This is a genomic window from Bacillus sp. NTK074B (assembly GCF_017303375.1).
Taxonomy (GTDB): Bacteria; Bacillota; Bacilli; order Bacillales; family Bacillaceae_B; genus Rossellomorea.
Map to the genome: position 1 here is coordinate 39279 of NZ_JAFKOH010000001.1, position 25191 is coordinate 64469.

The 25191-nt window shown below is 38.3% G+C and carries 28 protein-coding genes; 21 read left to right on the top strand and 7 right to left on the bottom strand.

The features are described 5' to 3' along the window. The first annotated feature begins 141 nt into the window (after nt 1–141). Together JI667_RS00230 and JI667_RS00235 are read left to right on the top strand one after the other, a co-directional pair. The gene (locus JI667_RS00230) at nt 142–3219 is read left to right on the top strand and encodes a GNAT family N-acetyltransferase (RefSeq protein ID WP_206848802.1); all 3078 of its coding nucleotides are present in this window, start codon (nt 142–144) and stop codon (nt 3217–3219) included. Between the two features lie 179 nt (nt 3220–3398). Then, the gene (locus JI667_RS00235; protein WP_206848804.1) at nt 3399–4199 is read left to right on the top strand and encodes a class I SAM-dependent methyltransferase; all 801 of its coding nucleotides are present in this window, start codon (nt 3399–3401) and stop codon (nt 4197–4199) included. Between the two features lie 117 nt (nt 4200–4316). Here the strand turns inward: JI667_RS00235 and JI667_RS00240 are convergent, their stop codons facing one another. Both JI667_RS00240 and JI667_RS00245 read right to left on the bottom strand, forming a co-directional pair. Continuing rightward, a complete protein-coding gene (locus tag JI667_RS00240; RefSeq protein WP_206848806.1) occupies nt 4317–4514 on the bottom strand; it encodes a twin-arginine translocase TatA/TatE family subunit in 198 nt (65 codons plus the stop codon). A 344-nt stretch (nt 4515–4858) separates the two neighbouring features. Beyond that, entirely contained in the window at nt 4859–5185 is a 327-nt protein-coding gene (locus JI667_RS00245; RefSeq protein ID WP_206848808.1) for a hypothetical protein, read from the bottom strand. 185 nt (nt 5186–5370) lie between these two features. On the opposite strand from JI667_RS00245, the gene JI667_RS00250 reads away from it, so the two are divergent. Beyond that, on the top strand, nt 5371–5946 hold the full coding sequence (locus tag JI667_RS00250; protein WP_280515459.1) for an STM3941 family protein: 576 nt from the start codon (nt 5371–5373) through the stop codon (nt 5944–5946). A gap of 64 nt (nt 5947–6010) precedes the next feature. Here JI667_RS00250 and guaC read toward each other — a convergent pair whose 3' ends face one another. Beyond that, a complete protein-coding gene (gene guaC, locus JI667_RS00255; RefSeq protein ID WP_206848812.1) occupies nt 6011–6994 on the bottom strand; it encodes a GMP reductase in 984 nt (327 codons plus the stop codon). A 240-nt stretch (nt 6995–7234) separates the two neighbouring features. On the opposite strand from guaC, the gene JI667_RS00260 reads away from it, so the two are divergent. Next, on the top strand, nt 7235–7786 hold the full coding sequence (locus JI667_RS00260; protein WP_206848814.1) for a 2'-5' RNA ligase family protein: 552 nt from the start codon (nt 7235–7237) through the stop codon (nt 7784–7786). Between the two features lie 143 nt (nt 7787–7929). Here the strand turns inward: JI667_RS00260 and JI667_RS00265 are convergent, their stop codons facing one another. Beyond that, nucleotides 7930–8886: a nucleoside hydrolase gene (locus JI667_RS00265; RefSeq protein WP_211201143.1), complete on the bottom strand. Its 957-nt coding sequence runs from the start codon at nt 8884–8886 to the stop codon at nt 7930–7932. A gap of 144 nt (nt 8887–9030) precedes the next feature. Here JI667_RS00265 and JI667_RS00270 point away from each other — a divergent pair, with 144 nt between their 5' ends. The 15 genes from JI667_RS00270 (at nt 9031) to JI667_RS00335 (ending at nt 22048) form a co-directional block, all read left to right on the top strand. Further along, nucleotides 9031–9414 (top strand): MerR family transcriptional regulator, encoded by a 384-nt coding sequence (locus JI667_RS00270; RefSeq protein WP_206848818.1) that lies wholly within the window; start codon nt 9031–9033, stop codon nt 9412–9414. Next, nucleotides 9411–11093, top strand: coding sequence for an acyl-CoA dehydrogenase family protein (locus tag JI667_RS00275; protein ID WP_206848829.1), 1683 nt, complete (start codon nt 9411–9413; stop codon nt 11091–11093). The genes JI667_RS00270 and JI667_RS00275 overlap by 4 nt, the downstream gene beginning before the upstream one ends. A 362-nt stretch (nt 11094–11455) precedes the next feature. Beyond that, nucleotides 11456–12007, top strand: a complete 552-nt coding sequence (locus JI667_RS00280) for a hypothetical protein (protein WP_206848832.1) — start codon at nt 11456–11458, stop codon at nt 12005–12007. 475 nt (nt 12008–12482) lie between these two features. After that, nucleotides 12483–13352 carry a cation diffusion facilitator family transporter gene (locus tag JI667_RS00285; protein ID WP_368077876.1) on the top strand — a complete coding sequence of 290 codons (870 nt, stop codon included), beginning with the start codon at nt 12483–12485 and terminating at the stop codon, nt 13350–13352. Between the two features lie 246 nt (nt 13353–13598). Continuing rightward, entirely contained in the window at nt 13599–13799 is a 201-nt protein-coding gene (locus tag JI667_RS00290) for a hypothetical protein (RefSeq protein WP_206848840.1), read from the top strand. 52 nt (nt 13800–13851) lie between these two features. Beyond that, nucleotides 13852–14682 carry an alpha/beta fold hydrolase gene (locus tag JI667_RS00295; RefSeq protein WP_206850451.1) on the top strand — a complete coding sequence of 277 codons (831 nt, stop codon included), beginning with the start codon at nt 13852–13854 and terminating at the stop codon, nt 14680–14682. A 23-nt stretch (nt 14683–14705) separates the two neighbouring features. After that, nucleotides 14706–15170, top strand: coding sequence for a GNAT family N-acetyltransferase (locus JI667_RS00300; protein ID WP_206848841.1), 465 nt, complete (start codon nt 14706–14708; stop codon nt 15168–15170). 56 nt (nt 15171–15226) lie between these two features. Then, nucleotides 15227–15355, top strand: coding sequence for a hypothetical protein (locus JI667_RS22845; RefSeq protein WP_280515453.1), 129 nt, complete (start codon nt 15227–15229; stop codon nt 15353–15355). A gap of 8 nt (nt 15356–15363) precedes the next feature. Beyond that, on the top strand, nt 15364–15786 hold the full coding sequence (locus tag JI667_RS00305) for a GNAT family N-acetyltransferase (RefSeq protein WP_206850452.1): 423 nt from the start codon (nt 15364–15366) through the stop codon (nt 15784–15786). 1 nt (nt 15787) lies between these two features. Further along, nucleotides 15788–16039, top strand: coding sequence for a hypothetical protein (locus JI667_RS00310; protein ID WP_206848844.1), 252 nt, complete (start codon nt 15788–15790; stop codon nt 16037–16039). Between the two features lie 347 nt (nt 16040–16386). After that, the gene (locus JI667_RS00315) at nt 16387–19338 is read left to right on the top strand and encodes a Tn3 family transposase (protein WP_206848852.1); all 2952 of its coding nucleotides are present in this window, start codon (nt 16387–16389) and stop codon (nt 19336–19338) included. Nucleotides 19339–19642: 304 nt separating this feature from the next. Beyond that, entirely contained in the window at nt 19643–20188 is a 546-nt protein-coding gene (locus JI667_RS00320) for a VanZ family protein (RefSeq protein ID WP_206848854.1), read from the top strand. Between the two features lie 18 nt (nt 20189–20206). Beyond that, nucleotides 20207–20599 carry a hypothetical protein gene (locus JI667_RS00325; RefSeq protein WP_206848855.1) on the top strand — a complete coding sequence of 131 codons (393 nt, stop codon included), beginning with the start codon at nt 20207–20209 and terminating at the stop codon, nt 20597–20599. Between the two features lie 90 nt (nt 20600–20689). Further along, complete coding sequence (locus tag JI667_RS23105; RefSeq protein ID WP_206848857.1) at nt 20690–21136, top strand: VanZ family protein; 447 nt, start codon at nt 20690–20692, stop codon at nt 21134–21136. A 345-nt stretch (nt 21137–21481) separates the two neighbouring features. Continuing rightward, nucleotides 21482–22048 (top strand): cell wall hydrolase, encoded by a 567-nt coding sequence (locus tag JI667_RS00335; protein ID WP_206848866.1) that lies wholly within the window; start codon nt 21482–21484, stop codon nt 22046–22048. Between the two features lie 48 nt (nt 22049–22096). On the opposite strand, the gene JI667_RS00340 is transcribed toward JI667_RS00335, so the two are convergent. Beyond that, nucleotides 22097–22801: a hypothetical protein gene (locus JI667_RS00340; protein WP_206848868.1), complete on the bottom strand. Its 705-nt coding sequence runs from the start codon at nt 22799–22801 to the stop codon at nt 22097–22099. Between the two features lie 283 nt (nt 22802–23084). Here JI667_RS00340 and JI667_RS00345 point away from each other — a divergent pair, with 283 nt between their 5' ends. After that, nucleotides 23085–23636, top strand: coding sequence for a recombinase family protein (locus tag JI667_RS00345; protein ID WP_206848870.1), 552 nt, complete (start codon nt 23085–23087; stop codon nt 23634–23636). A 53-nt stretch (nt 23637–23689) separates the two neighbouring features. Here the strand turns inward: JI667_RS00345 and JI667_RS00350 are convergent, their stop codons facing one another. Together JI667_RS00350 and JI667_RS00355 are read right to left on the bottom strand one after the other, a co-directional pair. After that, entirely contained in the window at nt 23690–24094 is a 405-nt protein-coding gene (locus JI667_RS00350; RefSeq protein ID WP_206848878.1) for a sporulation protein, read from the bottom strand. Beyond that, the gene (locus tag JI667_RS00355; RefSeq protein WP_206848880.1) at nt 24094–24231 is read right to left on the bottom strand and encodes an FbpB family small basic protein; all 138 of its coding nucleotides are present in this window, start codon (nt 24229–24231) and stop codon (nt 24094–24096) included. The genes JI667_RS00350 and JI667_RS00355 overlap by 1 nt, the downstream gene beginning before the upstream one ends. Nucleotides 24232–24579: 348 nt before the next feature. On the opposite strand from JI667_RS00355, the gene JI667_RS00360 reads away from it, so the two are divergent. Continuing rightward, nucleotides 24580–25005: a DUF1801 domain-containing protein gene (locus JI667_RS00360; RefSeq protein ID WP_206848882.1), complete on the top strand. Its 426-nt coding sequence runs from the start codon at nt 24580–24582 to the stop codon at nt 25003–25005. The last annotated feature ends 186 nt before the right edge of the window (nt 25006–25191 follow it).

Consider the following 25191-nt stretch of genomic DNA (forward strand, 5'->3'; position numbering starts at 1 on the left):
AATCTTAAACTGTGGATGTGGGAAGAAAATCTTTCCAACCAAATGAAAGGAGGCGATGACGATGATTCCAATCGTCGGTGCAATTCAAAATAACAATGATTATGAGGTTCTTTCACTTAAAACTTAGCGTAGGAGGAAATTATGAAGACAACTTTGGAGCAAGTCAAAATCGTAGAATATCACGAAGGTTTAGCGAAACGAATCGCTAAAATGTGGAATGAAAGCCGCGGGAACTGGGGTGGGGATTCCACTATCACAACTGAGCAGGATGTAAAGGATAAGGAAGCCAATTCTACAAATCTCCATTTATTTTTAGCTATGGTCGGGGAAGAAGTGGCAGGGTACTGCGGACTTTCCGAATATCGTGAAGATGAAGGAGCTCTGTACATTCCCTTATTAAATGTACATCCCGCATTTCAAGGAATGAAAATTGGAAAAAAACTCGTTTTAAAAGCGATTGAGAAAACAGTTGAATTGAAATGGCCAAGGCTTGATTTATTTACTTGGCCGGGAAATACTAAAGCCGTGCCACTTTATAAAAAATGCGGGTTTTTCTGGGAAGATCGTGATGACGCCGTCCACTTGATGAATTTCATTCCGTCGGTGCTTCAGATCGATCTTCTTAAGCCATTTTTCAACAGCCATGACTGGTATGAAACCAGCCAGCGTGTAATAGAAATTAAACCGGATGCGTTAAAGTTGAACGACCATACTTACTATGAGTATAAGTGGGAAGCGGGGGATGAATTCGTTCGCATCCAATTTGAGCGAACGGGACGAGGGATTCGCTTGATTGAAACACAGGATATATTAGTGGAAATGATTCTGCCTGAGTTCAAGCTATTGGAGAATCAAGATCATATTCTAAGCTATCACGTGGAGAATCGCAGCAAGGAACCTGTTGAGGTTTCTATTAAAGGTGCATCTTCATCCATTGTAAAGCATGATTTAGAAGATACCTTCTTGTTGGAAAATAAATGGGTAAAGGATTTACCGGCAAGGGTCTCCATGCCCGCGAATGAACCAAGCCCATGGAAAACCCATCCAACTGTAGGGGCAGAGATTGAGATAAATAAAAAACCTGTTTCTTTGAAAATGGGTGTATTTCCTAAACAGGCTGGCAAACTTCACTTGAGATCGTTGAAAAAGAATTGGAAGCCGCAAAGCAAGGGGACTATTTATCTTGATATAGAAAGTCAGGTAGGAGAAAATACGATTTGGACCGTCAAGCTTCCTCAGAATGAAGTGGTATCCTGGGAAAACCCTGAAGTGATGGAGCGGATAGCTGGCTTTGGAAAGGTTTCCGTCCCTATTTCTGCAGAGCTGATAAAGAATGGTTTTCTTTCAGAAGAAATTGGGGTTACAGTTGAATGGGAGAATGGAAAACGTGCTACTTTTACAACATTACTCAGAATAGCACTCCCTGGATACGGAGCAAAATTCGGTGGGGAAACAGACGAGCATTGGATTGGATTCAATGGACCACACTATGTGGAAATTGAAAGAAGAAATCATACCGTCAAAATAGGATCCACTGTGCTCTCTCGGGATCCCATTTCATTTTTCACACCTAAGTTAGGAAAACCTTATAGTGATGAGTTTGCAAAGAAAGAAGCTTCATCCGTTGAGTTTATTGAATTGCCGGAAGCGCTGGTGATTAAGACATCACTCCTTTCAGAGTCGTTCGATTCTATTCTACTCAATACGTATTTCAAAATGTATGGAGATGGATTGGTTGAAATCAAGCATGAAATAGTGAACAAGGGGACGATCGAGAAAGAACGACTTTCTTTGATTCAACCTGCCTTTTTCAGTTTTGAAGGCATAGCGATCCCTCAGAACGATGGGGTCTTGATCGGTAATGAACCACTTGTCCCATTCATGGAATACATTGATGACAAAGCCATTTCAGAGAGGTGGTTGTTTATTAAATCTTCAAAGGGTGAATCAATCTCTTTAGCGTGGCCAGCACAAGCCCTTGGGAGAAAAGATGATTGGCGATTTGCTTTGGAATATCAGCTGGAAAATCTTAGACCAAATGAAGAGATCTGCCTAGGTCCGATTCAAGTAGGGATCAATACATCCACTCACTGGTCGAAATGGCGTGAATTACTTGGATACGAAGAAAGTGACCTGCAGGAATTACCACTGTATGCATTTGAGAAAGCAAAAGGGGATGCAGTTTCATCAGTTAATGAAGTGATAAATTACCGTTTCAGATCATTGATGACCCCATATATCCATGGAACATTCAATGTACAAAACGGACATGATACGATCGTGAGAGATGTTCAGAAAGACCAGGGAGTTACTCAGTTGGATCTTCAACTTACACATTCTTCGCCTGGTGTTAAGATGGTTTCTGGAGAATTTGTTTCCACCAATCAATTGGCAAAGGTTGATTCCCTTCAATTCGTGTATGGAGTTAAAGAAGTAAACATTGAGCAAAAAGATGACAACTGGGTTGTTGATAACGGTGTGATCTCATTTCAAGCGTGTGCCAATTATTTTCCTGGAATCTATTCATTGAAACTACAAGGAAATGAAGCACTCGATCATCAATATCCAAAACCCGGTCCACGTGCATGGTGGAATCCATGGGGAGGAGGTATAGCCTACTCCTTCCAATCAATCAGTGCTTATTCCCTGTTGAAGGAGGACACAACGATTGAACAGGTGAATAGAGTAGATCGTTTCGGGCATCAATGGAGTGGAATCTGTATATCAACAGCGTTCAGTAAGCACGACAAGATGAAAGGGGTCACACTGCGTCAATATGCTTTGACTCTTCCTGAAGTACCTATTCTTGCCGTCTATGCTGAGATCCATCAGAACTCCGGACAGACGATAGTGAAGGAACTTCTGGATTTAGATGCATTCTTCAAGACAGGAGAGACTTTACAATCCAGTTACGTAAGTCTTCCTACCGAAGGAGTGTTCAATAAATACTATGCAGGAACGGAAGAGTTCGTTTTAAGAGATTCACCGTATACAGTATTGGGCTGCGATGAGCATGAGGAAACCATCTCGTTCATCCACCCCACGAATAGAAAGCAATCTGAAGCTTATGTAAATCAGGATGCACTCCTAGTGGCTTCCACAAATGAGTGGTCTGCAGCTGATGGAGAAACCATCAAAATCGAACCAACTATTCTCTTCTATGGAGAAATCAAGGATACAAACAGCATCAGAACATTACACAACATACAATTCAGATAACCCCAACGCGAACCCGCATTCCCCGCAGGTTCGCGTTTTTCCAATCATGATGGAGGGACGGACCTCTGAAAATTGGCCAGTTTAGAGTAATTAAGCTTGATTTAATGGGGTTTGGCTATGAAAATGCGGGAAGTTTGAAGGTCCGTCCCTAAACAAATTGTCTGAGAGGTGACGAGAATTTGAATCAGAGTGAGCTTAGTAAGATAAATAAGGCAGGATGGAATGATGGTGCTTACCAGGCATGGGTGAATCGGTATGGTTTGCCAAAGGATTATGCAGTGACACTCACTGGAGATCCCAAGCGGAAAATTTCGGAATATTTGACGATTACGGGAGATGTAAAAGGGAAGAAGATTGCGAATTTATTAGGATCAAAGGGAAATAAAGCCGTATCATTTGCATTATTGGGGGCAGAGGTCACCGTGGTTGATATTTCGAGTGAAAATAGGCGATATGCCATGGAACTAGCCGAAGCGGCAGGTGTGAATATTCATTATATCGTATCCGATTTATTGGAAGTCCCTTTGAAAGAAAGCTTTAAGAACTTTGATATCGTCATACTGGAACTTGGAGTTCTTCACTATTTTATTGATTTAGCACCTGTGTTCGAAATGGTCAGAAACATACTGATAAAAGGCGGGACTTTCATCTTGAGGGATTATCATCCCCTAGTATCAAAGTTATTAGAGGTTGATGATAATAAAATGGTAGCGGCAGGGGACTATTTTAATAAAGGGGAGAGTGAAGTGGACGTTGCCTTTAGGAAGTTACTAACGCCCGATGACAAGAATCATTCAAAAAAGAACAAGATTCGCAGGTGGACTTTGGGGGAAATCATCACTTCTCTTGCCCGCTCAGATTTGCACATCCTTCAATTAGTAGAGGAACAAGGCATAAGATGGGCATTCCCACCATATGCACCCACGGGAATCGAAGATAAGATACCAGGCTTATTCACGATTATTTCGCAGAAAAGATGAATCGGGTATAAATACATATGAAGGAATTTATAATGAGGGACGGACCTCCAAATGGACATAAAGAAGACTAACTTATCCATTTTTGAAGGTCCGTCCCTCATTGATATTTCTCCCTAATTAGCTTTGATTATTCTTTTTTAGATTGTTCTCTTCTTGTTTATCCTGTTCATCTTCGTCCATTAATCCACTTACGGCCTTTTTGAACTCTCTTAGGGACGTGCCTGCTGCTTTTCCAAGCTCAGGGAGTTTGCTGGGTCCAAAAAACAAGAGTGCCACAAACAATATAATCGCAATTTCACCGAATCCAAGATTCATTTATATTTCCTCGCTTTTTAGTAATGTCGTTTTAGATCGCTTTGAATGAAGGATCTTATTTTAAGTCGAATATATCTACGATATCTTCCCAATTAATCATCATCTCCCAGGAGAACCGCGGGAAAGAAGAAAAAATACTTTGGCCACTGATTTCTGCAGAGATCAAAATAAGCCCGAAAAAGCATACCAGGAAAAGGGAACAAAATACATAACAAGTTATGGTTTCCTTACGATATTCATAATCTTTCATATTGAATAGCCTCCACTTTGGATAGATGCAAGACAAATAAACTCTTTTCCCACTGAAAAAAGTGATCTTCAAGAATGATTTATGAATGTAAGGTTCAGAGGTAATTGGAATGGGTCCTGACCACTTCAAGGAAGCCAAATGAATCCGGATAAATCTCAAGACAAATTGAAGTTCGTCCGAATGGCTTCAACTCATAATGCAAGTCAGGGGGAAGGGTGATTTTACTTTGGGGGATACCCTCTTGTTTGTGAACAAGGGAAGGCACCACATCGAGAATCATAGAGGCGTCTGTCAAATACAGATGAGCTGAAATAGTTGCCTCTTTATCAAAATTGGTTGAAAAAGATTGATGTGATTGCTGTTGAACCGGATTCGTTACAAACGTCAAACAGAACAGCATCATCAACACAAATCTCGCCATAGCCCTTCACCTCCCATGATAATATTAAATTTAATTATAGCCATATTTCACCCGTTGTCTATAAAAATTCTGAGGGACGGACCTCTGTAAGAGAAGCGAATTTCCCTAGATTTATCCTATTGGAGGTCCGTCCCTCCAGGTGGGAGGGGTTTACTGATTAGAAATGGGGGTATAAAGGATTGAATATGTATATTTATGGAAGGGGATTTATGATGGAAGAGAAGGCTGTTCATTTTTATGAATCCAAGTGGAAGTTGGGATTGATAGCGGCAGGCAGCATTATGTTTGTTTTCTTGTGTGTGTTTTTATCGTATGAGTTTTTCTTTGTAGATGTCAATTATCTGATAGGGGCAGTCGTTGTGTTGGGAGGGGTGTTTTTTCTCTTTTGTAGTATTCTGATCTTTAAGAAGATCTCACACGATGCTCCTCATGTCAGCATGACGCAGGATCATCTTATTTTGTATGTACTGCCGGACGAACCAGTTCATATCAGGTGGGAAGATATAGAGAGCTATATACCTTATAAAATTTACCGTAATGCTTTTATTGGTCTCGTTCTGATTGATGAAAAAAAGTACCGGGATAAAATGCCCAATAAGCTGAAACGAATGTCTAAGATGAATGTGAAAATGGGGTACCCCCAATATAATATTGTTCAGGGCAATCTTAAAGATCCAAAAGGTTTGCTTGGAGAATTGAATAAGCGTATCCCTCACTCAAAAATGGTTACTGATGAAGATGTATCTGCTACAAACTCATGATCATAAAAAATATATAAATGAAAAAAAGGTGAGCAATCAATGCCCACCTTTCAACCTTTCTCCTTTAATATACCTTATCACCGTTAAAGATCGAATTCTTGACGACAACATAATCCACTGTACGGATTGACTCAAGCTTCGTTCCTCCTGCATAGGAAATTGAGGATTGTAGATCCTGTTCCATTTCGATAAGGGTATGCTCTAAAGATCCTTTATGCTCAACATACATTTTCTTTCCTTCAACATTCTTCTTTTCACCTTTTTGAAATTCTGAAGCTGATCCGAAGTATTCTTTGAAGAGTTTGCCGTCTTTTTCAATGGTTTCACCTGGAGATTCTTCATGCCCGGCAAATAAGGATCCGATCATCACCATGGTCGCTCCAAAGCGGATGGATTTTGCAACATCACCATGGGTACGGATTCCTCCATCAGCAATGATTGGTTTAGTAGCTGCTTTAGCACACCATCTCAGTGCAGCCAGCTGCCATCCACCTGTACCAAAGCCTGTTTTGATCTTTGTAATGCACACTTTACCAGGTCCAATTCCAACCTTGGTAGCATCGGCACCTGCATGTTCCAATTCTCTTACTGCCTCAGGTGTACCAACGTTTCCGGCAATAACAAAGCTATCGGGTACGTGTTTTTTAATATGCTGGATCATGCTGATGACGGCATTGGAATGTCCATGTGCGATATCGATTGTGATGTAATCCGGAATCAGATTTTCTTCAGCCAGCTGCTCAACGAAGGCATATTCATCTTCTTTTACACCTACAGAAATAGAAGAAATCAATCCACGGGAATTCATATCCTTAATAAATGATATACGTTTCTCCGGTTCAAAACGATGCATGATATAGAAATAATTATTTTCAGCCAAGTAGACTGCGATTTTTTCATCAATAATGGTTTGCATATTAGCAGGGACTACAGGCAATTTAAACGTGTGTCCACCAAGGGTTACACTCGTATCACATTCAGAACGGCTGTTAACCACACACTTTGCAGGAATTAATTGAATATCTTCGTAATCAAATACATTTTCCATTATTACACCCCTAAACACGAATATTAAAGTTTGTTTATTTTATAAATGTTCGTCCATAAGGTAATTTACATCATATTCTTATCGATGTCAAAGGTTTTTAATAAATCTCTTCAGAGGATATAAAATATCCATGTTTAAGATCATTAAGCGTTTACATCAAGTCAATCAAGTATTAGACTGTGTTACAGTGTAAGGAAGTGGCAAATGATTAAATACGTATAAAATGAAAGGTGGTTTATTATGTATTGGGTAATTGCTTTATTCGATGACGCAACGGAAGAGCGGATCAGGGAAATTTGGAAGGAACTCAGGGCTAAGGAGATTTCTTATTATGAAGAAGAAATCAACGATGCCCGCCCTCATCTTACAATAGGTAGTTATACCGATCTAAATAAAGAAGAATATATACAATCGTTAAAGATGTTTTATCAAGATGATCGAGCACTTAAGGTTGTGTTTAATACAGTAGGTTCATTTCTAAATTTCGGCACCCTTTTTCTTTCTCCGACTGTTACGAGGGAACTCCTGGATTTTCACACTTATCATCACGATCACTTTCAAACCTTCAATGAGTCTGCAAATCCACTCTATCTTCCTGGTAATTGGATACCTCATTGCACATTGGCAAATAAGCTTAGCCCGGAGAAATTAGCAGATGGATTCCAACATTGCTTAGAGCGCGGAGACAAGATTGAGGCGAAGATTACGGATATAGCTCTAATTGAATTAGTGGACGATTCCAAGGATTGTGTAGATGCACCTATCGTATTTTCACAGTCATTAAAAAGATAAATCATTAATACAGAAACACCCAAAGCATGTTTCATTACGCCAATTGGTGTTTTGATGTAGAGACATATTGAATTCATTGATCATTGTCTGGCAGACTCTTGCAACGTCCACATTATTCAGGAAGAGTCAGAGCTGAACCGATATTATTTATTATTTTCCTCGAACGATTCTCCAGTCATAACCGTCATAAACCTCTTGAAGAACAATCCATAATCAAAGGAAAAGGCGATTCGGTGCTTATTTGCTTTTTCTTCGAACTGAATATATGGCCTGATATCGGCTATGCTCTGTCCCCGATGGATACCTGTGCTCGAGGTGACGATATGAACAGGCAGTTCTCGAAATGAAAACATATCCTCGCATATTGTTGCCATGATGGTTATCGCATCGTGGACCGGACTCCCTTTTATAGAAGGGTTCCTATTTTTATAAAACGCATAATAATAATCTAACAGGGGCTTGACCAATTGGGTACGTCCTTTATGATGGATGTAATTCACCATATCAGGTGTCACAATGGCATGATCAGTTACATTCAGCGGGATGATGGTAAGATTCTTTGCATATGTCGTCACGATTTTTACTGCAATCGGATCAGAGTGAAAATTCGCTTCTGACACCGCCGTCACGTTTCCTGGTACCCAGAATGCCCCGCCCATAACATAAATCTTCTTTACTTTATTCATAAGACTTTGATAAAGGATGAACATGTTGGCGAGGGAAGTAAGCCTTCCCACATTCACAATGATAAGTTCATTACCATATTTCTCGATTAATCTGGTAATCTCAAAAAAATTTTCGATTTCTCCTTCATATGCAAAAGGTTTGATAGGACCCAGTCCATATTCACCATGTATTTCGGGAAAGTATTTTGGCTGCTCAGCTGTCATAGGAACCTCGGCTCCCCCTATAATTGGAATTTGATCTTTAAGATTCAATGATTCCATCAAGTAATGAGCGCTTGTAACAGCACGCGCTCTCGGTACATTTCCATAATCCGCAACAATACCAACCAGATCAATATCTTCACTGAGATAAGAAAAGATGAGCGCAATTGTATCATCAATTCCAATATCGGCAAATAACAATACCTTGACCAAGACTCTCACCGCCGTATTTTTCACTAGTATATGGAAAAGGGTATTCTGATTATGAATAAACTTTTTTAGAAAGCAGTTGAACTTTACGTCAACGTCAATGTTAAAATATAAATATCAAAATTTTCACAAAAAGGCTTGATTCAAATGAACTACAGCATTTCGCAGTTAGCGAAAGATTTCAATGTAACCACGCGAACTATCCGTTATTATGAAGAACTTGAATTATTGCATCCAGACAGGAGTGATTCAGGTAGACGCCTGTACTCAAAACGAGATGTTACCAGGTTGAAATTAATCTTCAGGGGAAAACGTTTCGGCTTTACTTTAGAGGAAATTAGAGAAATGATTCAACTATTTGATCAGGATCGAAGTGGAAGAAAGCAACTGGAACGAACAATTGAGTATGGAAACATGCGAATAAAGGAGGTGACCCATTTCATTCAGGAACTGGAGGATATGAAATTTGAAATGGAAACCCTTAGGGACGAATTCATTAAAAAATTACAATATTCAGGAGAGATAGAATGAAAAGAATCGAAAATTTTTATACGGAAGATCCACATCTAAAAGAAATACTCCGATGCTACTTGGACAAAGATTTTTTCGCCTGGGCTGATCGATCACTAAACGAATTCGGTAAACTTTGTGCCGGTGAAATCGATGAGCGAGCTGTCCACACGGATCGTGAAGGCCAGCCCAAGCTCATTAAGTACAACCGGTTAGGGGAAGAAATTTCTGAAGTTTGGGTGAACGAAGGTTACAAGAAAACAGTTGAACAGACCTACAATAAAGGGATTGTCGGCTATATTCATAAAAATATCCCTGAGCTTGGACGTAAAGGAAATTATGTATTGTCCTATGCTCAGGGATATTTATTATCTCAAACAGAGCCAGGTTTCTATTGTCCTGTCACTCTTTCCATGGCGACAGCCCTCCTTCTTGAAAAATATGCTTCTCGTGAGCTGAAAGAAAGGTTCCTTCCACATGTCCTATCAACTGGAGAGGTCGAATTATATGAGGGGGCGACCTTCTTAACTGAAAGGCAGGGAGGCTCTGATGTTGGCGCTAACGATACAAAAGCCATCCCAAATGGAACCAACTATCGTCTATGGGGTGAAAAATATTTTGCCTCGAATGCAGGTATGTGTGGGGTGACGATGGTATTGGCCCGTATAGAAGGGTCAGGCAGCGGATCAAAGGGTCTGAGTTTATTCGCTGTTCCATGGAGAAACGATGACGGTTCGCTTAACGGCATCCACATCCGCAGGTTAAAAGATAAATTGGGTGTACGGGCTGTTCCATCTGCAGAAGTAGAGTTCAAGGGGGCTGAAGCTTATCTAGTCGGTGAACCGGACCGGGGTATTTACTATATGATGGAAGCCCTGAATTTATCACGGGTTTGTAATGCCATTGCCTCCATCGGCATCATGAGAAGAGCCTACCTTGAAGCGCGAAATTATGCTTTCTACCGTGAAGCATTCGGGCACCCGTTATCTCATTATCCAATGATCAAAGAAACCTTGACCAGCCTCGCTGCCAAACAGGAAGTGGAAACAAGTGCGGTATTTCATCTCGTAGATTTGTTCAATCGCGTCGTATCCGATGATATTCCTTCCACAGAAGAAGAATCTGTACTAAACCGCCTGCTTATAGCCATTCTGAAAAAAGAGTCGGCAGAACAGGCCATTCATTTCTCTCACGAAGCGATCGAAATGCACGGGGGAAATGGCTACATCGAGGATTTCGTCCTTCCACGTTTACTCAGGGATGCCCAAGTATTGACTGTGTGGGAAGGTACAGCAAATATCTTAGGGCTTGAAGTTCTAAGGTTAATGAATAAATATCGTGCTCATGAATACTTTCTAGCCGAAATGAAAGAAGAGCTATCCCTTATGCCAGAAGAATTCACCTCATTCACTGTCCCATTAACCAAAGGAATCGCGAAACTGGAACAACTATTGAAGGTGGTTGAGACGGCCCATCACGATACTCAAACGTATCATGCAAAGAGAATCGCAGAGCTTATGGTACGTATTTTCGAAAGTGTAATCGCACTTAAAGATGCCCATACCTTTGGTACAGAGAGAAAACGCATGATTGCTGAAGTCTTTATCGAGCAAACATGGAAACAAACAGAATGGATGGATGAAGAAATGAAATCTGTACAATACTTCGACGAAATCGTCGGGGTGAAAGTAAAGGTTTAAATAAAAAAAGAAATCCCCGGTATTCATTTAAGTCCAGGGATTTCTTTTTATTTTTCACAGCAGCATGGACAATCACATTCTTTTTTCGTCTTGCACGTACAGCGTTCACAAGGACATTCTTTCGTCACCAAGAGATACACCTCCGATTATGCAATATGTTATTATCCATCGTTACCAAAATACTGAATTCCATACATATATGAGAGTGAATACCTTTTAGACGGTCATAGCACGTGAATTTCTAATGATTGCTTCGGGGAAAATTTACAATTAAGACAAAACGATATCCATTTGTTTACAAATAAAAGAGAATAAGGTAATATATGTAATTGTAGGAACGAATGAATGGGGAGGAATTGTAGATGAAAAAATTGATGTTACCCTTTTTCTTGCTATCTATGAGTTTATTAATCGCTGCGTGCAGTAGCGATGAAGGTAGTAAAGAAGAAAAAGAAACAGAAACTGAAGCAACAGAGGAATCAGCAAAGTCGGATGAGATGGATATGAAAACCGCTCTATTAGACTATCAAATGGAAATCATCGATACAGTGAATGCAAATGACTCTGCTATCTACGCATTTGAAACAGCCAAGGCAAAAGAGGAAGAAAAGCCAAGCGCTGAAGAGATTGCAAAGATGAAGACCGATGCCGAGGCAGCGGCTAAAAAAGTAGCAGAAGATGTGCATGCACTTGAAGTACCGGCTGCTCTCGATGCCAAGAAAGAAGAGATACAAGGTGCACTTGATGACCTTGCAAAATCATATGAAACTAGAGCTGCCAACCTTTCAGACGAAGCAAACGCAGAATACGCAGAGTCGGATGAACAATTTGCGTCATTTGAAGAGAAAATGGCCGCTGTTTACGAAGAAGCTGGTTTGACTAAGCCAAGCTTTGCAGCCGATATTGTAGATTGATAGGGGAAAACGGTTAGCATTCTAAAAAAGACTTGATTTAGATTTCCAATTAGAGGCTACACCCAGATTTTTGACTCATTCGGGAGAAACCTCGGTTTCTCCCGATTTTCAGCAAAGCTGAAAAGTAGCCTATGTGTAAAGCAAGCCTGGATCAAATGCATTTGATCCAGGCTTGCTTTACACATAGGCTAAATGAGTCAAAAATCGTGATATTATCTATATTCTCAATCGTGATATTATCTATATTCTCAATCGTGATATTATCTATATTCTCAATCGTGATATTATCTATATTCTCAAAGGACAGGACTGACTAAACAGTCCTATTTTTTTTGCCTTCATAAAAGTTTGCTCCAGGAAACATTGTTAACTGCTGCTTATTAAGATTGCTTCACTAAAGAAGGTTGCTATAGACCCACATTGGGATGGGTTGCTATGATATTCAAGTACATAAAAGGTGTGGAGGATATGAATGGTGAATCAAGAAAAATATGATCAGTTAAAGCTGGGTGAGCGTGGGGCAATCATTAGTATCATTGCTTATATTATATTAGCTATTATGAAATTTTTTATCGGCACATCTGCCGGCTCTGAAGCTTTAAGAGCAGATGGTCTGAACAATGCGACAGATATCGTTGCTTCCATTGCAGTACTGATTGGCCTTAGATATTCGAGGAAGCCCGCAGATCATGATCATCCATACGGTCATTGGAAAGCAGAGAGCGTGGCTTCTTTGATAGCTTCGTTTATCATGATGGTCGTAGGTATCCAGGTCCTGTACAATGCCATACAGTCTGTTTTTGATGGAAAGACGCAATCCCCGGACCTTCTTTCCGCTTGGACCGGTATAGGTGCAGCGATAGTCATGTACCTTGTATATAGGTACAACAAAAAATTAGCACAGAAAATCAATAGTCAATCCCTTATGGCTGCAGCTAAAGATAACCTTTCAGATGCATGGGTGAGCATTGGTGCCGTTATCGGCATTCTTGGAGCTCAATTCTATCTTCCTTGGTTAGACCCTCTTACAGCAGTCATTGTCGGCCTTCTGATCTGTAAAACCGCTTGGAACATATTTATGGAAGCCTCTCATTACCTAACGGACGGGTTCGATGAAGAGCTTATACAATCGTATGAGAAAACGGTCCTCGATCTCCCTGGGGTGAAAGGCGTAAAAGATATACGGGCAAGAAATTACGGGAATAATACGGTTGTAGATGTAGTGATCCTTGTTAGATCTACTCTGGATATTAAAGAGGCACATGATATATCGAGTGAGGTTGAGGGTGAGTTGAAGGATAAGCACGAGGTCTATGACGTACATGTTCATGTGGAACCGAATTAATGTTATCAAAATTCATGGTTTCATCAAAACATTGAGTTTATTGCTACCCTGCTTAAAGAAAGAAGGACCCAAATTCGGGTCCTTTTTTTTAGAATGAAACCCATTCTAAAATGGTGAATTTACGGGTGGGTCTATATAAAAAACCTTCATGCAATGGGTGAATAGCTTGGATGATAATGGTAAACTAGAAGAATAATTGAAACCAATCCTTCCATTATACGTATAGATTAGTAAGAGGTGATGAACATGACAGGATTGATAATCATATTGTTAGTGCCGATTATTATAACCATAATGGCTCTTAACCTATCAAGCTCTTCAAAACGGGACTATCGAAATGGAGATGGGGGTTACATTGGCTCCTATGATGGAAACCAAGATCAAGCAGGCTGCGACAGTGGATTTGATGGTGGAGATTGCGGTGGAGGTGGAGGTGGAGGGGAATAGCCGTCCCTGCTAATTCTTCATTGAAAGTCAGTATACATAGGAGATGAACACCATTAGACGTTATTTTATTCATAATCGAGATCTACACATACATGTAACTGAATGGGGAAAGCCGGATAACCCAGTGATTTTCTGTCTTCACGGCTTGGGAAGTACAGGACTCAGCTTTATTGAAGTCGCGCATGATTTACAGGAAGAGTTCAGGATTATTTCCATTGATGCACCGGGGCATGGAAAGACCTCCCCGTTTACCCATGCTCAACATTATGAAATGGAGAACATGGCCGATTGGCTGGAAGAGGTAGTCGGTATACTTCAATTAAACTCTTTATATTTCTTATCACATTCATGGGGTAGCTTCGCCGCTCTTTTTTATGCTGCCAAATATCCCGAGAAGGTTAAGGGCTGCATCTTGATTGATGGAGGCTATCAAGGTAAACGTCATTCGGAACAGACGGTTGAGGATGAAGTTGCTTATTATGAACAAGACTTTGAACAGGTTTGGGAAACATGGGAAGACTTCCTCGCACTCGTTCAGAGCGAAACGCTACACTGGTCTTCTATGAAACTTGAAGCAGCAAAGGATCTTTGTCTTTATCAAAATCAAAGATATTATTGGCATGCCCGCGGGGAAACAGCCGCTCACTTCATTCGTGCCATGCACAAGGACGAGGCAGAGGGAATTTACCACAAAGTAAAAGCTCCTGTTTTGTTATTACGGGCGACTCTCCCAGTGAGTATGGAAGCACAACGTTTAAAAACAGCTGCCATTTTCAAGGAAAAGACCCTTGGGGAAGTGAAATGCATTCCAGGAACGACTCACCTTCTTCATTGGGACCGACCGGATGTTGTAGTAAATGAGATAAAAAAACGGTGGAAATAAAGAAAAGAGGAGGAAGACAACATATGATTCGATTAAGACCTATGACAGAAACCGAATACCGTGAATGGGTAAAGGACTCCATTAAGGAATATGCAGAAGAAAAAACCAAAGCAGGAAACTTTAAAGAGGAAACTTCATTGTTACAGGCAGAAGAGGAGTTCAATACATTATTACCGGATGGACTTCAAACGATCAATCACCACTTATTCACTTTATATCATGAAGAGAACAAGGATAAAGTAGGGACCTTATGGGTTCATGTGAAAGAAGAACAAAAAGAAATTTTCATCTATGACATAAAAGTCCTTGAGAGCAAAAGAGGATTAGGATACGGGAAGGCAGCCTTATTGGCACTTGATTCGTATGCACGGAAAATGGGACTTTCAAAAATTTCCCTTCACGTATTCGGCCACAACAAAATAGCCCGTTCCTTGTACCAAAATTCAGGATATGAAGTAACGAATGTGCTAATGTCCAAACTGCTCTAAGAGAAAAAGGCACCTGTTTATAAGGTGCCTTCTTCTACGGCAAGGAGGAATTTCTAATGGCAGATCAAAAGGGAACATACACTTACGAAAACAGTTATTTCTTTATAGGGAATGCAGAAATCTTTACCACCATTCTCATTCTATTCATCGTATCCCTTTACATATTAATAAGGAAAAGAAAGTAGTGGTTGCCATTAGAAATGTTGCATATGCGCAATTAGAAGATTTGGAATCGATAGTCGCAATCGATCATCAAGTTATCGGAAACGATCACAGACGGGGAGAATTCGCGCGAGCTATCAAGGAGCAAAACTGTTTAGTGGTAAAAGAGGATGAAACAAAAGGCTTTCTACTATATAATACTCTCTTTTTTGAGCACATCTTTGTTTCTCTTATTATTATTGCACCTGAAGAAAGAAGGAAGGGATATGCCTCTTGCCTATTGCAACATTTTGAAAAGATTTCGCCGACCGGCAAGATTTTTTCATCTACGAATCAATCAAATCTGGAGATGCAAATGGTATTCAAGAAAAATGGATACGCACCGAGTGGTATTATCGAGAATCTGGACCCAGGGGATCCTGAATTGATTTATTTTAAACAAAAGGAGCATTGACATGGACCGAACACTTCTCATAATAGGTTCTGCCTTTCTTATTGTAAGCGGAACACTTTATACGCTCGAAAGAATGAGCGCCTCCATCTTCTGGGCGGCACAAAGAGTGGGAGGAGGGGAATGGCCGACGGTACCGGATATGCCATCACTCTTTGATAATCTATTTGTCGCGTTATTTTTGGTTAGTGGCATTGTATTTTGTATATTATCCATTAAGGTCTGGGTACAAGAACACTTTGAAAGAAAAATATAGTATTAAAAAGGAGGGGAAAGATGAATGGGTATCGTTTTAGCTATTTTCCTTCTAATCTTTTCATTTGATTTTACTAAGTTCCGGAAACAGAACCAAACGATGATTGAACAGAACGAAAGAATTATTTCACTACTCGAGGACCTAAAAAATAAAAATGCATGACTGAAAAGGCTCGCAGCTGTTTGCGAGCCTTTTCTTTATACAATTGGGCCCAGTACCAGCGTTCGTGTAACCAGGGGCAAAGTAGATTAATACATTATCTGAAGCCTTTTCTCCAAAGGCTTTTTTTATATGCAAAAGTTCGGTACACTTTTCATTGTAGGTACAAATATTAGGAGGCTCATAAAGTGAAAAAAGTTTGGAATCTGGAGGAACTAATTGAACACTTCACAATTATTCCAGAAGAGTCAGGTTTAATTGGGAATAAACATGGTGGAACTCGACTTGGATTTGCGGTTACCCTGAAATTTTTTCAATACAAGGGTCGGTTTCCAAAGGGCAAACAAGAAATTAGTATAGATGTTGTTCAGTATATAGCCAAACAAGTCGGCGTATCGGCTGATTCGTTAAAGCAATATGATTGGGAAGGTCGGACAATAAAATATCATCGTGCACAAATCCGTGATTTCATGGACTTCAAGGAGATTACTTCTGAAGATATGGAACGATTAAAATCCTGGCTACAGGCCAAAATAATTCCAAATGAAATGAATATAGACCGCATAAGAGAACTCGCCTTAACTCATCTTAGACACTCACATCTAATCCCCCCAACCGAAGATCAACTTAATAGAAATATTAAATCAGCCATTTATCAATTTGAAGAGAACATATCCCAGTCTATTTTCACAAAACTTTCCTGTCATTCAAAGTCTAAATTAGATGATTTTGTACGTACTTGGTCTAATGATGAGAAAATTAAAGAGGATCAAACAATACTTAGTTTTCGAGAACTCGTATCTGATCCTGGACGGATCGGATTAGATAGTTTATTGAAAGAAATAGAAAAGTTACAAATCGTGAGAGACATACAACTTCCTAAAGAATTGTTTTCAGAAATACCACCAAAGCTACTTAGAAATTATAGGCAGCGTGCGGTTTCTGAAGACATTAGAGAATTACGTAGACATCCCGAGAATATTAGATACACTCTATTATCAGCATTTTTTTGGAGTAGAGGAAGGGAGATAACTGATAATCTAGTTGAGCTACTTATACAAATAGTTCATCGTATAGGTGCAAGAGCAGAAAGAAAAGTAGAAAAAGAATTCTTACGAGATTTCAGAAAAGTTAATGGAAAAACAAATGTCTTGTTTCGTTTAGCCGAAAAGGCTGTGGAACAACCAGACGGAATAGTAAGAGATGTATTATTCCCCGTTGTAAGTGAGGATACCCTTAAAGAATTAGTAAAGGAAATGAAGCATTCCGGACCAATGTATAAACAAAAGGTTCATACTGTAATGAGGTCCTCTTACAGCTCTCATTACAGAAGGATGGTTCCCTCATTATTGGGCATTTTAGAATTTCGTTCAAATAATGAAGTGCACCGTCCCGTCATTGACGCAATTAGTCTCCTTCATCAGTATAAGGATAACAAACAGTACTCTTATAATGAGATGGATTTTATACCTATAGAAGGAGTTGTTAAGCAAGCTTGGATTGATACAGTTCTTGATAAGGAAAGCAATCGTATTAATCGAGTGAATTATGAAATTTGCGTCCTCCAAGCTTTAAGAGATCGACTCCGTTGTAAAGAATTATGGGTAGTAGGTGCCGACCGGTATAGGAATCCAGAAGAAGACTTACCGAAAGATTTTGAACAAAATAGAATACATCACTATGAGGCATTACGAAAGCCACTGAATGTACAAACACTTATTAAAGAACTTAAACAATCTATGCACACAGCTCTTGATAAATTGGATAAAAGCGTAAAAAGCGATTCTTCAGTACGAATTTTAAGTAAGGGGAATGGATGGATTTCAGTATCCCCTATACAACCTCAAAAAGAGCCAGTAAACCTTAACCTCATCAAAGCAGAAGTAATGAAACGCTGGCCCATGACAAATCTCTTAGACATATTAAAAGAGACGGATTTAAGAGTACATTTAACCGATATGTTCCAAACATTAGGAAATAGAGAAATTTTAGACAAAGAGACTCTTCAAAGAAGACTTATTCTCTGTCTTTATGGATTAGGAACGAATACCGGCTTAAAAAGAGTTGCTGCCGGTGATCATGGGGAAAATTATAAGAACTTACTATATGTAAGGAGAAAATTTATTCACAAAGAAAACCTTCGTCAAGCAATATCAAAAGTCACTAATGCAATTTTAGATAATAGAGTAACTGAAATATGGGGAGATGGTACCACTGCATGTGCATCTGATAGCAAGAAGTTTGGTGCATGGGATCAGAATTTGCTTACAGAATGGCATATTCGCTACAGGGGACGCGGTGTAATGATTTATTGGCATTTAGAAAAGAAATCAACATGCATCTATTCTCAATTGAAATCATGCTCATCTTCTGAAGTTGCTTCTATGATTGAAGGGCTACTTCGACATTGTACAAACATGGAGGTAGAAAAAAATTACGTTGATACACATGGACAAAGTGAAGTAGCGTTTGCCTTTTGTCACTTGTTAGGGTTTCAGCTTATGCCGAGGTTTAAAGCCATCCACGCTCAAAAACTATACCGCCCAGACAATGGAATACAAGAAGCTTTTTCCAATTTACAACCTGTATTAACTAGACCAATTAATTGGGCATTAATAGAGCAACAGTATGATCAAATGATTAAATACGCTACTGCTTTAAAGTTAGGTACTGCTGAAACGGAGGCTGTACTGAAACGTTTTACACGGAACAGTGGTCATCCAACGTACCGTGCTCTAAGTGAACTCGGGAAAGCAATGAAAACCATTTTTTTAAGTGAATATTTGTCTTCAGAAGAGGTTCGGAGAGAAATCCATGAGGGACTGAACGTCGTTGAGAACTGGAACTCCGCAAATAGCTTCATTTTTTATGGGAAAGGAGGTGAAATTCAAACGAACCGTATGGAGGATCAGGAAATTGCTGTGTTGGCTCTACACTTAATTCAAAACTGTCTAGTCTACATCAACACATTAATGCTACAAGAAGTGCTATTGGAGCAAGATAAGTCACTGCTTCAGAAACTAGTACCGGAGGATTTTAGAGCCCTCACCCCATTGATTTATTCGCATGTAAACCCTTATGGAACTTTTAGATTGAACATGCAGGAACGACTATCTTTCCAGAGAGCATTTAAAGTTTGAACTAAAAAATATGATAGAAAGAGAACATTAACGACTCACACAAATGGATATTATCCTTTCTATATTATAACTCTTTAAATCAGGTATATTTAGATTCCCTAACTTTATTACTAAATGGCACCCGTATAATTTCTATAAAATTACTTTTTTTGAAATAAATGAAAAAACATAAAGGGATTTACTTTAATGAGTCGAATTAATTTAGTAATATATATTTTGATGGAAAGGGGGAGATATTCTGCTAGATTTTAAGGTATTTTATTATTTACCTCTAGTAATCTTATATTCTGTAGGGGTAATTCTTTTGTATTTTTCAGGAAAAAGAAACTTCAACCTCTTCAGTCACCTGATTAACATTACATTTCTTCTTTACATCCCTTGGTTAATGAGCATAACACTTTTTCCAATTCCAATTGATTCAAGATTGATTCAAAGTTTAATAGAAACAAATACTGCTGCAAGCAACAACTTTGTACCTTTCCAAACAATTTCTCAGAGTGTGTTAGGAGCCTTTCGACAAGATTATTTTTTGGGATTTGCTAAGGTAATCCTAGGAAATATAGTAATGATGATCCCTATCGGGTTCTACCTCCCATTGATTAGACCAAACCTTCATTCAAGAAGAAATATCTTTATTTTGGGTTTCTCTGCGGCCATTAGTATGGAAATTTTACAAAAAATAATTTCTTTAGTCGTTAATGTCAGTTATAGAAGTTTTGACGTAGATGATATCATCTTAAATACCATTGGAGTCTTAATAGGTTCAATTATTTTAAAGTTAGTTAACCCGTTAATTAAGAGATTAAAAGGTTACCTTGATGATAATCAATCTGAGACATTTACTTATTAAAAATGGAAGGAATTAAAAATGAAGAAACTCAAGAAAATCATAACTGTACTATCGTTAGTAGCAATACTTTCTGCCCCTGCTGCGTCAGTATTTGCATATTCGCATAATTACGCATTTGACTTTAAATATAAGTTGAATTCCAACATTTATTATTTAGACCCTGGCACAAAAAATAGAATATACATTGAAAATGACGCTAATGGTGGAGCTGGTGTATACTATTTTGATCTGTACAAGGGAGATAGTTTTGGTAGCACTTATCTAGGGACGTCAAGTTTCCCTAGAAATGGTAGGGGCTATGTAGACCTTCCTGGAAAAGGAAGTGGAAAGTATTGGTTTACACTCAGAAAATCCGATGATGGCGCTTATGTTAAAGGCAATGGAGAAATTGCTGACTATGATTTTAATTAAACACTTGAAGTCAATCCCGAAAATTGGGATTGACTTTTTTGTACTACCTTAACTTTTATGGACATACGTATCTAAGGGAGGTGTATTTTTATGGAAGTTAATTCAAATAAAACTTTCCTTTTTTTACTGTTGAGTGTATATATATTTTCCATTCTTTTTTTGAGTTTATTCGGTGTAACTGGAAGTCTGCATTTTATTAAGGTATATGATGTTTCTAATAACTTTATCCCCTTTCATACTCTAAGTGACTATATATTTAACTTTAATAAATACAATTTTGATACCTGGTTCTTTAATACGTTTGGGTTAATCATTGTTTTCATTCCTATTGGATTTATATTCCCCTTCCTGGTTAAACAGTCAAGGTCCTACTTTGGAGTAGTTCTTATATCTTTGTTAATTAGTTCAGCGTTTGAGACGATCCAAAGTCTTACCAAATATGGTGTTTTTGATGTAGATGACATTTTACTAAGCATAGTAGGCGGTTGTTTAGGATTAATGTTTTTTATAAAAAAGAAAAATAAGGGGTCCCGGTAGCAAAACGCGGAAAACTTACGCTAAGGAAAAATTCGACAAGATACAAGCTGTACTTTCTACTCTAAGAAAGCACAGTTTTTTTTATTTTTTAAAAGGGGGTGACGTCAGGTAATTAAAATAAAACGTTTAGTAAATTAACTCTTGAGTTATCCTTTTTGCTCTACTCCTGATTTTATATAATTTTTCCGACCAATATATTTTTAATTGACATTGGAAAATGACAATCATCAACACAATAACACATATAAAAACCTAAATATTTGTAATTATTTGAAATAAAAAGAGGGATTACCAATTATTAAGAGAATTTATCATTATATAAAATAATAATAGGGATGTGGGGAAATGGAAAAAAGAATGCTTTCCGTAATATTATGCTTTGGAATCTTATTCTCAGTACATGTCGTATCTCCCTCTAAGGCATCAGCTGCTGGCGCCTGCTTAACAGACAAAACAGGATTAACTGAATTTAACGGATTAAGTAATGTAGATTTGTTGGCTCGATTAGTTTATTCAGAAGCAAGAGGAGAATCTTACTCAGGAAAAAAAGCTATTACACAGTTAGTTATAAATAGGCAAAATAAAAACCTATCGGAATTTGGAGGGAGTAGCCTTTCTGGCGTTGTATTAAAATCCCCTGGAGGATTCGTTGGCATGACTACTTCAAGCGCTAGGTGTCCCTCAACTTCTACTCAAGGATGGCAGGATAGCCTAACAGCTGCAAGTTACCCTGGTACAGATATCATTGGCTACAGTTTATGGTTTAATACCAATTCTCTATTCAGTCAGCAAAGCCGCATAGGCTCTTCTGGATATTTAGAATACAAATTCCCTGGAACCAGTACATATAAAAGAGTAATGGAGAAACATGTAGTAGACAATCATACCTTCTTTAGAATAATTGGGTATTAGTACAAATAAGGAGGTGCCGTAAAAGACTATATTACGGCACCTCCTTATTTAATTTATTGGTTCAAATTTAATTTCTTTTGCTTGATACAAATTTTTATTCAAAGTATAAGTAATAAAAATCTCCCCTATATATCCTCCAGAAGGTGATATTGTTGCTCCAACGATAGCCACTAACTTATCATTAATAACTTTATATTTAATTACGCTTCCGAAAGCAATATTTGAAAATAAATGACTCGGCTTAATCCCATACTTGTCAATATTAACTTTGATTTTTTTATTTTGTACGTCAATTATCGCTTCATTTTTAGAAAGTGTGGTAGTTACATTCTTATTTATAACTTTAATAGGGTCTTCAACAACCTTTTCCGTAAACCTATTATTATCTTTGTGGAAAACATGGACTTTCTGAATCACTACCTCACTGCCGTAATCTGTGGTTAAAACAACGATTAATTCCTTATTTTGATCGTGATTAAGGTCCGTGAAGTAGAGATGTGGACTATAAGTTGGATTTGATACGTTCACCCAATCCGGAAAAAATAAAGTATCTTTGTCTATTTGGAGTTTAAAATCAGTTAATATCCCTTCTTTTTCTGATGCATATAAATTGACTTTTGCATCAGGTATACTACCTATAAGCTGCTTAGATGATTGGTTTACTTGTTTACTTCCTTCAGTTGCAGATGAAGCCAAAGGAAAAAAAACAAATATGGTAACTAAAGCGATAGTGTACTTTATAAGTTTTTCCATAGTGATCTTTACCTCACTTATTTTTTATTATTGTCTATAAGTGTCTTACTTTTTATGCACTAATATTTCATTGATTTAATTTACAAATTATAGAGATATTAAAGTAACGTTTAAATTCATTTTGTAACAAATACGAACATTTTTGTTACAAAATAAACAATAAGAATGGTAAGTTGACTAACGTATATACATACCGTAACAAAAATATGTAACAAATTAAAATTGTAACATTACCTCCTCTGACCTATTTTGATACAATATATGTGGAGAGGGGTGTACATAAATGAAATTTGGTTACATGCGTGTTTCCACAGTCGAGCAAAATTTTGATAGACAGAAAAAACAATTAGAAGAATTTGGATGCAAACGCATTTTCTTTGAAAAAGTAACGGGTACAAAGCGAGAACGTCCAGAGCTTAACCGTATGTTGGATTTTTTGCGAAAGGAAGACACTGTTGTAGTAACAGACTTAACAAGACTGTCTAGATCTACAAAGGACTTAATTGAAATCACTGATATGATTTCAAAAAAAGGTGCTCACCTTAAAAGTCTAAAAGAATCTTGGCTAGATACAACGACAGCTCACGGGAAAATGCTTTTTACAATTTTTGCTGGTATTGCACAGTTTGAAAGGGATCTAACCTCAGAGCGAACCAAAGAAGGAATTATGGCGGCAAGAAAACGGGGAAAGCATCCAGGAAGACCAAAAACTGATGAAGAAAAAGTTCAATATGCCATCTACTTAATTGAAAAAGGTCTTAGTCGAACAGCAGCTGCTGAAAAAGCTGGTATATCTCGGATGACACTCTATAGAAAATTACTACAAGGCGAATAGAACAATATTTATTACAGAAGGCAAAGTATCTGTTGATTCTACTTTGCCCCTGGTTACACGAACGCTGGTACTGGGCCAATTGAGATGTAATCCTCATCCACGCTTTCAACCCCCTGGTCAAATGTCAGCTTGGTCTTGAACAGAAACCGTGATCCTGATTCAAAAGAAGGGAGTTTACCGGGTATACGGTAGGTAAAGGAAAGTTTATTGCGTTCTTCCGCACGAATGATGTCCGATTTTAATACAGTAGTCGAATCAATGCGTTTTTCTTCTTTCCCATTTCTATCGATCATAACCAAATCACATTCTACACGCTTCAGTTTTTGTTCAATAATTCCGCCTTCTAAAAAGAAATACCCATGCAAAAGTTCTCCTTGTTTAAATGATGATTTGGGTAAGACCAAATCAATTTTAGCCGAACCTATACCGAAGAGGGTCATGTATTTCCGCAAAATCATTAGGCATTCTCCTTATTGGTAGAAGTATATTTCATGTCTATTTTTTTCTCGATTTTATCTATTTCTTGTTGATCGCTCAAAATTTCTTCTTTGTTTTGTTCTATTAGTTGCGAGAAGTTTGTTTTTAATTTTTTCATGTTCCACTACTTCCTTTCAAAGTGAAGTGATAAAGAAAAAGACCTTTACCACATGTGGTAAAGGTCTTAAATGAACATATATAAGCCTTCACCAACTGGTAAAGGTCTCGCTAACAACATTGTTGTCAATAAAGCCGAGAGTGTGCACTCTGTAATGACGACCTTATTGTTACAGCTACTCCCCTTTAGGAGAATATTAAATTATGAGACCATCATACTTCAAGGGATGGTGGTTGTCAATGAATAGAAAGGAGTGGTGTCCAAAAGAAAAGTCATACCCCGTGCAGGAATCCACATTATTGAAAGAGAAGTAATGAATAGTAATGTCACTGAAAAGGAGATGTTCAAATGTATGAATTGAAAACGAAGCAAAATGATAATAGCGTACTTGAGTTCATCGAAAGGATTGACAATCCTAGAAAAAAGGAGGAGGCATATAGCCTTCTCGACATTTTCAGTGAAACGACCGGATGCGACGCTAATCTGTGGGGACCAAGTATTATTGGATTCGGCTCATATCACTACAAATATAAGACCGGCCACGAGGGGGATGCACCACTGGTGGGCTTTTCACCCCGCAAGGCGAAGATAAGCCTTTATTTTGCGACTGGTGACCCGAATAGGGAAAAACTTTTAGATGCTTTTGGAAAACATACATCGGGCAAAGCCTGTGTGTACATAAACAAAATGGCTGATATAGATGAATCTGTGTTAAAGCAATTGATCCTTCAATCAGTAAACTACCTTAAAACGGCGTATCCGGAAGATCATTAGCATGTTTACCAGGAATTAGTCTCTCTCTTATGAGTCTAATTCCTTATTTTTTTATGAGGAAGCTTTAAATTTGTATTCATTAGTAATCTCCTATATTATTAATCTTGAATTAAAAATATTCTAATTCAAGATAGTTGGATGTTATCCTGGACTGGAGTAGTAGAATTTCACATTTAGAAAGGGACG